The 15,487-nt window shown below is 36.7% G+C and carries 12 protein-coding genes; 6 read left to right on the plus strand and 6 right to left on the minus strand.

Annotation, left to right across the window (positions count from 1 at the left end):
• The first annotated feature begins 46 nt into the window (after positions 1–46).
• Positions 47–727 carry an ATP-dependent Clp endopeptidase proteolytic subunit ClpP gene (clpP, locus tag HW347_RS14365; RefSeq protein WP_155594747.1) on the plus strand — a complete coding sequence of 227 codons (681 nt, stop codon included), beginning with the start codon at positions 47–49 and terminating at the stop codon, positions 725–727.
• A gap of 99 nt (positions 728–826) precedes the next feature.
• Positions 827–2,062, plus strand: coding sequence for an ATP-dependent Clp protease ATP-binding subunit ClpX (gene clpX, locus HW347_RS14370; RefSeq protein WP_214612475.1), 1,236 nt, complete (start codon positions 827–829; stop codon positions 2,060–2,062).
• Positions 2,063–2,154: 92 nt separating this feature from the next.
• Here the strand turns inward: clpX and HW347_RS14375 are convergent, their stop codons facing one another.
• Together HW347_RS14375 and HW347_RS14380 are read right to left on the minus strand one after the other, a co-directional pair.
• Positions 2,155–2,718, minus strand: coding sequence for an alpha/beta fold hydrolase (locus tag HW347_RS14375; protein WP_214612476.1), 564 nt, complete (start codon positions 2,716–2,718; stop codon positions 2,155–2,157).
• 72 nt (positions 2,719–2,790) lie between these two features.
• Entirely contained in the window at positions 2,791–4,305 is a 1,515-nt protein-coding gene (locus HW347_RS14380) for a GH3 auxin-responsive promoter family protein (protein WP_214612477.1), read from the minus strand.
• Between the two features lie 77 nt (positions 4,306–4,382).
• Here HW347_RS14380 and HW347_RS14385 point away from each other — a divergent pair, with 77 nt between their 5' ends.
• Both HW347_RS14385 and HW347_RS14390 read left to right on the plus strand, forming a co-directional pair.
• Entirely contained in the window at positions 4,383–5,177 is a 795-nt protein-coding gene (locus tag HW347_RS14385) for a DUF2797 domain-containing protein (protein WP_214612478.1), read from the plus strand.
• Between the two features lie 131 nt (positions 5,178–5,308).
• On the plus strand, positions 5,309–6,019 hold the full coding sequence (locus tag HW347_RS14390) for a TVP38/TMEM64 family protein (protein ID WP_214612479.1): 711 nt from the start codon (positions 5,309–5,311) through the stop codon (positions 6,017–6,019).
• A gap of 9 nt (positions 6,020–6,028) precedes the next feature.
• Here HW347_RS14390 and HW347_RS14395 read toward each other — a convergent pair whose 3' ends face one another.
• Both HW347_RS14395 and HW347_RS14400 read right to left on the minus strand, forming a co-directional pair.
• Entirely contained in the window at positions 6,029–8,740 is a 2,712-nt protein-coding gene (locus tag HW347_RS14395) for an AsmA family protein (protein ID WP_214612480.1), read from the minus strand.
• A 175-nt stretch (positions 8,741–8,915) separates the two neighbouring features.
• Positions 8,916–9,626, minus strand: a complete 711-nt coding sequence (locus tag HW347_RS14400; protein ID WP_214612481.1) for a queuosine precursor transporter — start codon at positions 9,624–9,626, stop codon at positions 8,916–8,918.
• 109 nt (positions 9,627–9,735) lie between these two features.
• Here HW347_RS14400 and HW347_RS14405 point away from each other — a divergent pair, with 109 nt between their 5' ends.
• Entirely contained in the window at positions 9,736–11,835 is a 2,100-nt protein-coding gene (locus tag HW347_RS14405) for an OmpA family protein (protein WP_214612482.1), read from the plus strand.
• Between the two features lie 74 nt (positions 11,836–11,909).
• Here HW347_RS14405 and sppA read toward each other — a convergent pair whose 3' ends face one another.
• Positions 11,910–13,673 carry a signal peptide peptidase SppA gene (gene sppA / locus HW347_RS14410; RefSeq protein WP_214612483.1) on the minus strand — a complete coding sequence of 588 codons (1,764 nt, stop codon included), beginning with the start codon at positions 13,671–13,673 and terminating at the stop codon, positions 11,910–11,912.
• Between the two features lie 71 nt (positions 13,674–13,744).
• Between sppA and folK the strand changes: the two genes are divergently transcribed.
• Entirely contained in the window at positions 13,745–14,890 is a 1,146-nt protein-coding gene (gene folK, locus HW347_RS14415) for a 2-amino-4-hydroxy-6-hydroxymethyldihydropteridine diphosphokinase (RefSeq protein WP_214612484.1), read from the plus strand.
• On the opposite strand, the gene HW347_RS14420 is transcribed toward folK, so the two are convergent.
• A complete protein-coding gene (locus tag HW347_RS14420) occupies positions 14,887–15,426 on the minus strand; it encodes an RNA methyltransferase (protein ID WP_214612485.1) in 540 nt (179 codons plus the stop codon). The two genes, folK and HW347_RS14420, sit on opposite strands and share 4 nt — an antisense overlap.
• Between the last annotated feature and the right edge of the window lie 61 nt (positions 15,427–15,487).

The raw sequence follows: 15,487 nt of genomic DNA on the forward strand, positions 1-15,487 counted from the left end.
TTTTTATTTCATACCCCCAGGTAATTTAAACATCGAACAAAAAAATATGGATTACGGAAAAGAATTCAAGAACTACGCTATAAATCACCAAGGTATTAGCAGTACCTATTATGATTCGATCTTAACGAGCATGTACCCAGTTGGTCTTACACCCAACATTATTGAAGAACGTCAGATGAACGCTGTTGCCATGGACGTATTTTCTAGATTAATGATGGACCGTATTATCTTCTTAGGAACAGGCATTAATGATCAAGTAGCGAATATCGTACAGGCACAATTATTATTTTTAGCCAGTACAGATGCAAAAAAAGATATTCAGATATACATTAATTCTCCAGGAGGAAGCGTTTATGCCGGTTTAGGCATCTATGATACTATGCAGTTCATTTCTCCGGACGTTGCTACTATTTGTACTGGAATGGCGGCCTCTATGGGCGCTGTACTTCTTTGTGCAGGTGAAAAAGGAAAACGTAGCGGATTAACGCACTCTAGAGTAATGATTCACCAACCTATGGGTGGAGCGCAAGGACAAGCTAGCGATATTGAAATTACCGCTCGTGAAATTTTGAAATTGAAATCAGAATTGTATGAAATCATTGCCAAGCACTCTGGCCAAACAATGGATAAAGTTACTGATGACAGTGATCGTGACTATTGGATGAAAGCCGAAGAAGCCCAGACTTATGGCATGATTGATGAAATTTTGGTAAGGGGTAAAGAATAATTTCGACCAAATGCGTACTATTAATTGGTTTTTCGACTAACTCGATGAACCAAAACGCATTTATTTGCGTTTATTTTTTCAAAGAAAGTATACTTTAATATGGCTAAAGAAAATTTAGAATGTTCGTTTTGTGGCAGAAAGAAGCCTGAGACCAATCTTTTGATTGCAGGTCTTGATGCACACATATGCGATCGATGTATAGAGCAAGCCCACGGTATAGTTACCGAAGAATCTAAACAAACTAAGACCAATGACCTTTCTTCAGAACTTACCCTGAAGAAACCTCTTGATATTAAAACGTTTTTAGATACTTACGTTATCGGACAAGAACGCACCAAGAAAGTAATGTCTGTTGCGGTTTACAATCACTATAAAAGGCTTTTACAGCCCAAGTCCAAAGAAGACGATATAGAGATTCAAAAAAGTAATATCATAATGGTAGGCCAAACGGGTACAGGTAAGACCCTTATTGCCAAAACCATTGCCAAGATGCTTAATGTACCTTTGGCTATTGTTGATGCTACAGTTTTGACCGAAGCTGGTTATGTGGGTGAAGATGTAGAAAGTATTCTTACTCGTTTACTACAAGCTGCAGATTACAATCTTGAAAAAGCAGAACGTGGTATTGTTTTTATAGATGAGATTGATAAAATAGCACGTAAAAGCGATAACCCTTCTATTACTAGAGATGTATCAGGTGAAGGTGTTCAGCAAGGACTTCTTAAGTTACTTGAAGGTACGGTTGTAAATGTTCCACCAAAAGGAGGAAGAAAACATCCAGACCAAAAGTTCATTGAGGTAAATACGGAAAACATCCTATTTATTGCAGGAGGTGCTTTTGACGGAATTGAACGTGCCATAACCAAAAGGCTGAATATGCAGGCTATTGGATATAGTGCCGCAAAAACTGATGACGTTTTAGACTTAGACAACATTCTTCAATATATAATCCCTAAGGATTTAAAAGAATTTGGTCTAATTCCTGAAATCATTGGAAGGCTTCCGGTACTAACACACATGAACCCATTAGACGAGAAAACGCTAAGGGCTATTCTTACGGAACCTAAAAATGCGATTATAAAGCAGTATGAAAAGCTGTTCGCGATGGATGATATTACTTTCACCATTACCGATCAGGCTTTGGATTATATCGTTAAAAAGGCAATTGAGTACAAATTAGGAGCTAGAGGCTTAAGGTCTTTATGTGAAGCAATTTTTACCGATGCCATGTTCGAGATGCCGAGTAATGACGAAACAGAATTTAAGGTTACCAAAGCTTACGCCGAAGGTAAACTGTCTTATGAGACCGTTAAAAAACTGAAAGCAGTTTCTTAAATCCTCAGACATAAATAAATAAAAAAGCGGAATCACTAAAAGTGATTCCGCTTTTTTATTTCCTTGAGTGTTAGTTTAAAACCCTTGGATTATCAAATAGCTTTTTGCTTGTCTGTTTTCACAGATTTTTGGGTAACCGTATTCAACAAGTCAAGACAAACTTTTTTAATTATTTTCTCATCGGTATACATGTCATGGCTAAAACCATTGACCAGCTCACCTTCTACACCTATTTCTTTATACCAAGATGCTTTTGGTCTATATACATCACTATCTCCAAATAAAAGTCGGATTGGACAATCTGGTTTTTTAACTTCCGAGCGAACTCTTGTAGAAGAGACTGCGTATAAGGATTTCATGGGCAAACCTGAAAGTGCTGCTTTCCATGCTATGGCTCCACCTACGCTAAAACATAGATAATGTGCTGGTTCTTCTTCTTTTTTAAGGAGATGCGCTACAGCAGTTTCAATTCCGCCATCAACAAAAGCCTGATGAACATTTTCTTCTGAATTTACTTTTACATCTATATTCCCCAATTGCTGGCAATCATAAAAAGTAATATTAAAATGCTGTTGAAGGTACCCGAGGTACGATGTTATCCAGAGCCCTTTTTTAGCTCCCCACATATCGGATAAGATTACTAGTCTTTCTGCCATAATATTAAATTTAATTTGCCTTTAGGTTAGGTTTGGGAATCAATTTCAATATTAAACGGGCAAATCTCCCTTTTATTTGTTCATGTGAAGCAATTCTTCGACATAGTCCCTTTTGTTGGATAATCTAGGTATTTTATGCTGCCCACCTAACTTATCTTTTGACTTCAACCAATCATAAAAAAGATTCTCTCTAGCAATATGAACTATGGGCATATTTAAAGTAATGTTGTTATAACGTTTGGCTTCATAATCAGAATTCAATGATTTTAGCGCATTATCCAAATACTCCGTAAACACATCTATATCTTCGGGCTGGTTTCTAAACTCAATAAGCCACTCATGCGCTCCCTTTTCCTTACCCTCCATAAAAACAGGTCCGGCCGTATAATCTTTGATTTCCGCTCCGGTTTTAGCGCAAATGGTCTTTAGGGCTTCTTCCGCATTTTCTATAATCAGCTCTTCTCCAAAAACGTTTATATGGTGTTTAGTACGCCCTGTTACTTTAATACGGTACGGACTGGTAGATGTAAATTTAATAGTATCTCCAATCTTATAACGCCAGAGCCCAGAATTGGTAGTAATTATAATTGCATAATTCGTGTTCTTTTTGACTTCCCAAAGCGGAATGGCCATTTGACCTTCCGTGCCATATTCGCTCATAGGAACAAACTCATAGAATATGCCGTAATCTAACATTAACAATAAATCATCTGCATTATTACGATCCTGAATTGCAAAAAATCCTTCCGAAGCATTATAAATCTCATAATACTTAAAGCTTTTGCGCGGCAACAAGTTTTTGTACTGCTCTTCATAAGGGTTAAAACTTACCCCTCCATGAAAATACACCTCAAGGTTATCCCATATTTGAAAAAGGTTGTCCTTACCGGTTTCCTGCACTACGTTATTCAGAAGCACCAACATCCAAGAAGGCACACCCGCTAAACTCGTTACATTTTCTTGTGTACTTTCTTTTATAATAGCCTTGAGCTTACTCTCCCACTCGCTCATTAACGAGACCTTACTACTTGGTGTACTACTATATTCTGCCCACAAAGGCATGTTATCTATAAGAATGGCAGACAGGTCTCCAAAATACGAGCCATTATCCTCGTACAGCTCTTTACTCCCACCAAGACGTAGACTTTTACCCGTAAACAATTGGGAATTCTCATTATTGTTCAAGTACAGGCAAAGCAAATCTTTACCAGATTTATAATGGCAATCTTCCAAGGCCTCTTCACTTACTGGAATAAATTTACTCTTGGCATTGGTTGTACCGCTACTCTTGGCGAACAACTTTATAGAGGTTGGCCAAAATATATTCTGTTCTCCACGACGCGTACGTTCTATTATAGGTTCAATTTCTTCATATGAAGAAATAGGAACACGTTCTCTAAAAGTTTCATAATTGTTGATGGACTCAAATCCATATTTCCTGCCGATTTCTGTGTCTTCGGCTATTTCTATAAGTTGATGAAGTACTTCTTCTTGAACCTCTTCTGGGTATTTCAAAAAAAGTTCAATCTGGTGATATCGCTTTTTTAGCAACCACGAGGCAATAGAATTGAATAAGGTAATCGGCATTTTTGGGTATCTTTGAATTCGCTAAATTTAAGTTTAATACTTATCATTTTCAAATTCATTTTAAATCACACTTTTTTATGCAGTACGAAGGCGTTCTAAGAAAAATGCAGACCGAAATAGGAAACCCCATTCAATACTATATGGTCTTTGAAAATGATTTTTTGAACGTGAATCAAATTCTGGATAAAGAGCTAGAAATCAGTTTTATAAAATTTCAGTGTTTGAATTGTGGTAGAGATCGTCCTATCTTTCGTCAAGGTTTTTGCAAGACCTGTTTCTACGAAATTCCTTCTGCAGGGGATTGGATTATGCGACCAGAATTAAGTACTGCCCATTTAGGAAAAGAAGATCGTGACCTAGAATATGAGAAAAAAGCACAACTACAGCCCCATATTGTTTATTTAGCGAACTCTAGCAACATAAAAGTTGGTGTAACCCGAAAATCACAAATTCCAACACGGTGGATAGATCAAGGTGCACATGAGGCTATAGAAATAGTTGAAACCCCAAACAGATATTTGGCTGGCATAACAGAAGTAGCGCTAAAAGACCATATTGGAGACAAGACCAACTGGCGTAAAATGCTCACCAATAATGTCGATGATGAAAACTTAGAGGAATGGCGCAATAAATTGAAACAATACATTCCCGATGAAGCCCAGCAATACTACATTACCGATAATTCAGAAACCATCCTTGAGTTTCCAGTGCTACAGTATCCAGAAAAAGTAAAAAGTCTCAACCTGGTCAAAACTCCGAACTATAAAGGAGTTTTAAAAGGCGTAAAAGGACAGTATTTAATTTTTGAGGACCAGACAGTATTTAATATTCGTAGTAACGAAGGGTACTATGTATCACTTCAAATCAGCTAGTAATCTCATAGACTGCAAAATTAAATTTCCATAAGCACACCGTTTTATTTTAGAACCAAAAATAGAACGTTTCGGATTACTCTTCTTTAACAAACTCAGCTACCTTTTTGCCGAATAAAAAAGTAGAGCGGATGTCCAAAGGAGAATCAACTAAAAATAGAAATAAGAGCAAATGGCCAGCATTCCTATCTGTTATGATAGCTGTATTACTTGCTATAGGTTATTTCACTATTCCATCAATTGAGTCGTTTTTTAATGAAGCTTGGCAAGTATTGACAAGTGGTAATCAAAAAGAAGTAGAAAACTGGGTGGCGCAGTTTGGAGCATGGGGCCCGATTATTTTAATTATCGCCATGATTGCACAGATGTTTTTGATTATCGTACCCTCCGTTATGTTAATGGTTGCTTCAATTTTGGCTTATGGCCCTATATGGGGGAGTATCATTATTTTAATTGCTGTATTTTTAGCTTCTTCAGTAGGTTATGCCATTGGCAAGCTTTTAGGTCGAGACCAGGTACAGCGTATTATTGGAAAAAAGACAGAGAAAAAAGTAAGCGGCTTCCTAGAAGATTATGGTTTTTGGGCAGTTATAATTACCCGCCTTAATCCCTTTTTATCTAATGATGCCATTAGCTTTGTGGGTGGTATATTAAGAATGGGGTACTGGAAATTTATTGGGGCAACGCTAATTGGCATCACCCCTCTTATTCTTTTTATTGCTATACTTGGTAAAAGCACCAATAGTATGAAAACAGGTCTACTTTGGGGCTCATTAATAAGCCTAGCTATTTTCTTGCTATATGTTTGGTATGACAAAAAGCATCATAAGCAAATAGGATAATCCTATTTGCTAATTACTTTTTTTACCTAAAAGTCCACCTAAAATATTCTTAGCTTTCTCTTTTACGACATCCTCTTTTTTCTCAGGTGCAGCAGTATCTGTTTTTACTGTAGTCGTATCTTTCTTACTTCCTCCTAACAAGCCACCCAAAACTTCTTTTACATCGTCTTTAGTAGATTTGGTTTCACCTTCTGTTTCAGATTTACTTCCACCTAAAACATCACCTAATAAATCTTTAGCTTTATCCTTTCCTTTGTTAATTAGCTTTTGCTTTTGAATTTCTACTAATTGACTCGTTAAGGTTTTAACACCAGACCCAAGGTCTGTGCTCACTTTAGGATTATCATAACTACCTCCTATATTAGCCACCACAGGAATCTTTAAATCTTCTAGGTCATTCTCTCCTATTTGCGCAATTAACTTACTCACATCACTCCCTAGGTACTTAGCAGGAACCTCCATTGTAGCCGTATACTTCATTTCTTTATTAAAAGTATGCGTACCGCCAACGTCAATGGCTATGTCTTTATATTTTACTGTAAATGGTTTTACGTTCACTACCCCATTTTCAAAAGTAAGCTTGGTTTTTAAATCATCAAGATTTAATTGCTTCATGTCTATGAAATTCAGCTTACTGTTAAGGGACGTTAACATTGGAGCACTTTCTGCATCAACTTCCTTTGTCATGATATCGGCAAAAATATCTCCGGTCAAAGTCAGTAAATCTGGCACTAAATCATCCGTAAGACTACCTGAAAGCTTAATATCGGTATCCATAGTCCCCTTTAGAATTTGTGCAATTGGAGCAACAGCCTTAAGAAGGTCTAGCGATTTAAAAGTTTCGCTTATACCCAATTGCTTCATATCTAAATTCATGGCAAAAGTTGGTGTTTCTTCCTTGGTAGAAACCTCTCCATTAAATGCCATTTTACCATTAAAAATAGAAGATGTCATATTAGTAAGTGTCGCCTTCTCATCTTTAATTTTCAGATTACCTTTTACATCTTTCAATGTAAGGTTATCATAAAGCACGGTATTGGCAGATGCATTAATATTCGCATCTAAAAATGATGGTATCTTAATTTTTTCTTCTGCAACACCTTCTGTCTTTTCTCCTTCAGTTTTACCTTCACTTGGTCCTGCGGGTGTTTCTTCCACCATAAAGTCACTTAAAGCAAAAGTATTGGAAGAAAGGTCAAAATCACCTTCTACCTTTTCATCGTTAAACATAAAGCCCAATAGGTTCTTAATAGTTCCTTTGGCATTAAAGTCCGTTTTACCAGTAGTACCGCTAAGCTCATTCAACGTTACCGTAGAAGGATTGAAAGTTAATTTAGTGCTCTTAAGTTTTACAGGGTTTGGTATCTCATCTGAGTTGTATTCAAAATCACTTAAACTAACCTTACCATCTGTGGTTGTTTTCTCATATTGCTCCTTTTCTATGGAAGCCATATCAAATGCGGTCTTTACATCAACATCTAAAAGTCCCTTTAAATCTAGGTCTGCAGGAACCGGATATGCTTTTTTAAGATTAGCCAAATTCATTTTACCATCTATATGGGCATCCACTTTGGTATTACCCATTAGTTCTTTGATGTGTGCAGTCATATCAAACTTATCCTCATCAATCATAAAGGACAGTTTATCTATATCTACATACGTATCTTCTGCAATACCCGTGGTGTTATTGATTTTAGTGTCAATAAAAACGTTACGAACTCCCTTAGGCAAGTCCGGATATTTAAAAGAAGCATTATCAGAATAAATTTTGATATTGAATTTAGGAATATGCTCCTCGTCTACAACACCATTAAATTTACCTTCAAGCATAAAATTCCCAGTGGTCTTTACATCTTCTATATTCTTAGAATATTCCTCAGGTATTACTGCCAAGAAGTTTTTAAAATCAGAAGAAGGTGTTTTAAAAGTGATGTCTATTTCTTGACTATTCTCATTAATTTTAATAAAGCCGTCAAAAACCAAAGCCAGCTGATTAATTAGCGCTTCGTTCTTTAAAAAAGTGTATTTATTTTCTTTTAAATCAATGCCAATAACAGCGTCTAACTCAATTTTATTCTTATTCAAGTAATTTGTACTGTCCATTTCAAAAGAAACCAACGCTTCAGTAAACGTATCCAGTTCTGATTTTTCTGCAGAAAGATCACCTTTTCCACTGTGTTGCATATCTGAAATCACCAAACGCATTCCAGTAGACTGATCGTCATAAACAATATTGGTATTGGTTATGGAATATGATTGTAGATCAAGATTAAAACCATCACCAGAAGCATCGGCAGGAGCACTTGGCTCGTCAGATGGCACTGCAATATCAAAACTGGCATTCTCTTCCTTATCTATTGTTACATTTACCGATGCTCCATCTACCGTAAGACTTTTTATTCCTATTGGCTCATCTTGTCCTTTAAACAACTCACCTATGCCCATGGCAAGAGCTACTTTTTTGGAAGCAAAAAGTGTATCGCCTTCAAATGGTGCTTTATTTAATAGCACTACATCTTCCAAACTAACCTCAGCATTCGGGAAATTACTGAATAGACTCAAATCAGCTTTAGAAAAATCAAGCGTTGCGTTCACATTATTGTTCACGTTATTCTTTATAATATCGCCAATTTTAGACTCAAGGAAAAAGGGCGCAGCTACTAGCACAGCTACAATAAGTAGCACTATGACTCCTAAACCCCAAAATATTTTCTTTTTCATATTTCTAATTCAAATACTGATTTATACAACTTAATGGAATAAAAAGAAAAGCATTTGCTCAAACATTGATGTCCATTTTAAAATTGGGCACAAACTAATGAAAGAAGCTCGGTCTTCTTAACTCCTATATTAAGATTCTTAACCCTAACGGTACAACTCCAAAAAGTACTGAATATTATACCTCTAGCACTATTTCTTCTCCCACGGCTAATTTGAACCGCTTTCTCATTATATATACGAACAAATACAAGAAAGGAGTGTCTAAGAGTGCTATTAAAATTTTAAAAACAAATCCACTCACGACCAACCCAAAGAAAAGGTCCCACGGAAGAATACCAAATACACAGAGAAGCCCTACTACGGTGAAGGTATCTACAAACTGAGAAAGAAAGGTGGAGAAGTTATTACGTATCCATAAATACTTGCCTTTGGTCAGTTTTTTCCAGAAATGATAAATGGCAATATCAATATACTGCGCAAAGAGATAGGCTATCATAGAAGCCAAAACAGCTATTGGAGAAAGAGCAAATACTTGTGTAAACGTTGCATCATCTATTGGAGAAGAAGGAATAGCAGGTGCCCCTTCTGCCAAAAGAATTATAGCCATAGAAAATAGACTGGCAAAAATACCTGCTGTAACAATCTGATTAGCCTTCTTTCTACCATAAATTTCAGAGATTAAATCTGTAATTAAAAAGGTGATAGGGTAAGGCAAAATTCCTACCGATATTTCAAAAAGTGACACTCCAAAAATAGTGAAATCACCAAAAGGGTTCCAATAAAAGAACTTCTGAAAAATAAGATTGGAAACCACCAAAGAGGTGATGAAAAGCGCTCCCAAATAAAGATATATCTGATATGCCAAACGGCTATCTTTTAAATTCATAAGTATTTTCTTATTAAAGTGATCGATGAACAGTACAATTTCAACGATGCTTGTTCGTTAAAACAAGACTCTCAAAACAAAATCAAAAATAGCTTAAAAAACACCAAGCATGAAAAAAACCATAGTTACATCATTACTAGTATTGGGCACACTTAGTGCTAAAGCCCAATCCTATGTCGGATTTCTGACGGATAATTACAGTGGGGTCAACAGCTTAATTGCCAACCCTGCAAACATCACAGATTCTAGATTTAAAACAGATATTAATATTGTAGGTGCAAGCACATTCTTTAGTAATGATTATTACGGATTAAAGCTAGGCGATGTCATTACATCAGATTTTGATTTTGATACCGATGGCAAAAAGTATCCTAAAGACAGTAATAATTTCTTTGGCAATGCAGATGTTTTGGGACCCGCTTTTATGTTCAATCTTACACCCACAAGCTCACTAGCCATATTTACAAGAGGTAGAGTCGGTTATAATGTAAACAAGATTAATGGAAACACTTTTGAAAGCCTTTCCAATGGTTTTGATGAGAACGATGACCTTATGATAGATGAAGAAGATGTCTATCTTACCGCTAATGCATGGGCTGAAATTGGTGTTACCTATGCACAAGTTTTGATGAACAAAGACCAACACTTCCTTAAAGGTGGTATCTCTCTAAAATATCTACAAGGAATGGGGAATGCATACGCTAGTGGAAAAAATATCACCATAGATTATGATGCTGACGGTACTCCTTTACCAGGCGGGCAAACTACAGGAAGTATTGCTTCTGTTGGTGAAGTTAACTATGGCCACAGTGACAATATAGACGATAATTTTGAAGACTTTGAAGTTGAAATTGTAGATGGCGCAACGGGCTTTGGTGTAGATTTAGGGGCTGTTTACGAATGGAGACCAGATTACGCATCCTATGCTTCAACCGATGGTTCAAACTCATTTCAACATTTAAATAAGTACAAATTAAAATTTGCTCTTTCTATAAGTGACATCGGGTCCATTAATTATAAAAATGGTACTCAGAACACCTATGACATAACAGCAACGGTAAATGAAGATGATTTTGATAATGAAGACAATTTAGAAGATATCTTAAATAATCTATATACGCAGACATCAGTTGATGCTATAGAAAAGTTTGCCTTACCAACAGCTCTTCATTTTAATGTAGACTACAGCCTAAACAATCGATTTTACTTAAATCTAAACACAGATTTTTCTTTACGTTCTAATTCCAAAGTGAATACAAATAGAGTGCCTACAATGGTTTCTTTTACACCTCGCTTTGAAAGCAAATGGTTTAGCTTCTATATGCCGGTGAGTCTTACACAAGGTTCTGGAGCGCAATGGGGAGCTGGTTTTAGAGCGGGACCCCTATATATTGGCTCTGGTTCTGTTATGACCTTACTATTGAGCGACAACTCAAAAGCTGCCGACGTTTATGCGGGATTGAAAATACCGGTTTACCAAGGAAAACCTAAAGACAGAGATGGTGATGGAATAGTAAATAGAAAAGATGATTGTCCTGATGAATTTGGTCCAATTGAAAACAATGGTTGCCCATGGCCTGATACTGATGGTGACAAGGTTACTGATAAAGATGATAAGTGTCCAGAAGAAGCAGGCGAAGTATTGAACGATGGTTGCCCATTAGTTGATTCTGATGGTGATGATGTACTTGATGAAGATGATAAATGCCCTAACGAACCTGGAGCTGCAGAAAACCAAGGATGCCCTTGGCCAGATACAGATGGTGATGGTGTTTTGGATAAAAACGACCAATGTCCTAATGAAATGGGAACTGTTGCAAACAATGGTTGTCCAGAAGCTGCTGAGGTTACCGAAGAAGTTCAAAAACAACTGAACGATTACGCTAAAACTATTCTTTTTAACTCTGGAAAAGCTAGCATAAAAGCAGAATCTACAAGTGTTTTGGTAGACATTATGAGTATCCTAAAAGAATATCCCGAAGCTAAATTTACAGTAGAGGGTCATACGGACAGCGTAGGTAGTAAAACTACAAATCAAAAGCTATCTGAATCTAGAGCTATTTCGGTAAAGGATTTTTTAATAGAAAAAGGAATTGACAGCTCTCGCTTAACAGCTGTTGGTCATGGAGAAGACAAACCTATTGCCTCCAACATGTACAAAGATGGTCGTGCTCAAAACCGAAGGGTAGAAATTAACCTAGTAAAGTAGAATAACAAATCTATATACCAAAAGAGCCAGCTTATAGCTGGCTCTTTTTATTTTTGATAAGGTTGTATACTGAATTATTTAATATCAAGTACAAAAGGCATGCGTGCTTGCACTCCTTCCTGCTCCATGGCAGATTTTACTTGTTTTAATATAGAATACGCTTCAGAACCTATTTCTTCTTCTATAAACTCTTGCTTCACTTTGGCACTGGCTCCGCCTAAATCTTCCATTAAACGTTCTATACCAGTTTTATATTTTGGAAATTTCTTGATACCGTAATCATTCAATTCAGCCATTTTCGCAGCTTCTGCAATGGCATCTTCTAAATTACCCAATTCGTCTATAAGACCAACACGTTTTGCATCTACCCCACTCCATACGCGACCTTGCGCTAGACTGTCTGCTTCCGCCATACTAATATTACGCCCTTGAGAAACCCGCTGTAAAAAAGTATCATAAGTACTTTCAATACCTTCCTGAACGTAACCTCTGAATTCGCTAGACATGGGTTCAAAAACGGAATATTCTACTGAGTTTTTATTCGTACCCACTTGTTCTGCATTAATACCTATATCTGCAGCAAGCTCGGTCATGTTAGGCACTGTTCCAAAAACACCTATAGAACCGGTAACGGTAGTAGGTTCCGCAAATATCTTATCTGCACCAACAGCTATATAATATCCTCCAGAAGCTGCCACGTTACCCATGGAAACTACTACAGGTTTTTTCTCTTTTGCCAATACAATCTCTCTCCAAATTATATCAGAAGTTAAAGCACTACCTCCAGGCGAGTTTACGCGAAGTACAATTGCTTTTACATCATTATCCTCTTTTGCTTTAATAATGGCTTCATTGATTATACCTTGACCAATAACGTCTGGACCACCTTCGCCATATAATATTTCGCCTTGGGCAAAAACAACAGCTATCTTATCTTTTCCGCTTTTAATTACTTTTTTGTTCGAACGGATTACATAATCCTGTAACTCTATGAGATTTAAATCATCGTCCTTTCCAAGACTTAAAGCATTTCTAAGTTTCTGTTCGTATTGATCAAAGAAAATAACACCATCTAAAAGTCCCGTTTCTTTGGCAAATTCAGGAGTTCTACCTCCTAAGGTATCTGCAATAATATTTAAATCGGCAGAAGAAATACCTCTTCCCTTAGAAATATCATCAACCATAGAATTCCACAACGAACCAATTAATTCCTTTATTTGGGTACGGTTAGCCTCGCTCATCTCGTTAGCTATAAAAGGCTCAACAGCACTCTTATACTTTCCGTGGCGTATGACTTCCATCTTTATACCTGTTTTCTCCTGTAAATCTTTAAAGAATAATACTTCTGAAGACAACCCTCTAAAATCCAATCCTCCCACTGGGTTTATAAATACAGAATCGGCAACACTGGCCAAGTAGTAATCTTTCTGCATATAAAAATCTCCATACGTGTAGATGAACTTGCCATTTTCTTTAAAACTTTCTAATGCTTTTCTAATTGCTTGCGTTTGGGCAAGACCGGCCATCATAAAGTTATTGTTGATGCTTATGCCTTTGATGTCATCATCATCTTTTGCAACAGAAATAGCTTGTAGAATCTCATCTAGACCTTGCGATTGCTCCATGAAGGCTCCGGTAAACGGATCCATACCATTATCGCCTACATAATCACTAATAGGTAATTTTAGTTGTAGCTCTAAAATGGAGTTTTTCTTTATGGAAACCGACTCTTCAGAACTGCCTACAATACCGGCAAAAATAACGATCATTATTAAAATAACTCCAAAAGCAATAAGGCAGCCGATGATGGCCGCCAAAAGATTTCTTAAAAAATTCATGAAAATTGAGTTAGTATTTTCACCCAAAGATAATGAACTCACCTCTACTTTTTGTTTCTTTGTTATATATTATGAGCAACCCCAAAACAGTATACCTATCACTTGGAAGTAATCTAGGTGACACTTTGAACAACTTACAGGACGCATTGTTTGCCATAAACAATGCTGCCGGAGAAGTGCAAAAGATATCCCATGTGTATCAAACAAGCGCCTGGGGTTTTGAGTCTAACGACTTCATGAACATTTGCATATCGCTCAAAACAATTATGCCTCCGCAAGAACTTTTGCGAACCCTTTTGGATATTGAAACTAAGCTGGGCAGGATAAGATCAGGAGAGGATGGGTACCACCCTAGATTGATTGATATAGATATTTTGTATTATGAAAGGGAAGTTTTCATTTCTGAAAACTTAATTATTCCACACCCTGAGCTCACTTACCGCAAATTTGTATTAAAGCCATTAGGCGATATTGCACCACAGTTCTATCATCCTATATTGAATAAAGATACTCGGAACCTCGTGCAAGAATGTCGCGATAAAGGGAAGTTGGAACGCACGCCTTTTAAATTACATAGAAATAGAGCTGACCTGTTTGCCCATATAAATTTTGTTGCTATTGAAGGGAACATTGGTGCTGGTAAAACCACTTTGGCAAATAAGATATCGGAAGATTTTAATGGCAAACTGGTATTGGAGCGTTTTGCAGACAATGCATTTCTTCCAAAATTTTACGAAGACCAACACCGTTACGCTTTTCCTTTGGAGATGTCTTTCTTAGCAGATAGATATCAGCAGTTTACAGATGACACTTCTCAATATGACCTATTTAAGAAGTTCATGGTGAGTGATTATGATATTTATAAATCCCTCATATTTGCCCGTATTACATTACAGGCAGAGGAATTTGAACTCTACCGGAAACTATTTTACCTTATGTACAAAGAGGTGAAAAAGCCCAAAGTATACGTATACCTTTACCAAACAACTGAGCGTTTGTTAGAAAACATCAAGGAAAGAGGTAGAGACTATGAAAAAAAGATTGCTCCTGATTACCTTCAAAAGATTAACCAAGGGTATTTTGATTTCATCAAAGGATATCCTGAACAGAACAACCTAATTATTGAAATGGGCGACCTTGATTTTGTTGGAAACAAAGACGATTACGATACCATTATTGATAAGATAACCAAATTTGCCATTCATTTACCCAACTAGGCTTTTAATGTATTCATTTTAGACCATACATCCCAAATGACCACACCTGCGCTTACAGAAATATTCAATGAGTGTTTGGTACCATATTGCGGAATCTCTATGACACTGTGACTGGCATCTACTACTTCTTGTGACACCCCTTTTACCTCATTACCAAAAACCAAAGCGTACTTTTTAGTAGCATCTATTTCAAGATTATTGAGCATTATGGCATTTTCTGCTTGCTCAATGGCCAATATGGTATACCCATCTACAGTCAACGATTTTACCAAATCAACCGTACTTTCATTATATTCCCACGCTACGCTTTCCGTAGCGCCCAAAGCTGTTTTTCTAATGTCTTTATGCGGTGGTTGCGCTGTAATGCCACAGAGGTATATTTTTTCGATTAAAAAAGCATCGGAAGTTCTAAAAACTGAACCTATATTATTCAAGCTTCTAATATTATCCAACACGATAACAATGGGTGATTTATCAGCCTCTTTAAAAGCTTCAACATCTATTCGGTTTAGTTCTTCGTTCTTAAGTTTACGCATGCTATAATTTCCCCTAGAGGAGTTCTTTTTAATGTTACTAATGAGGTAAAACGCTGAAGAT

The sequence above is a fragment of the Zobellia barbeyronii genome, from assembly GCF_018603515.1.
Classification (GTDB): Bacteria; Bacteroidota; Bacteroidia; order Flavobacteriales; family Flavobacteriaceae; genus Zobellia; species Zobellia barbeyronii.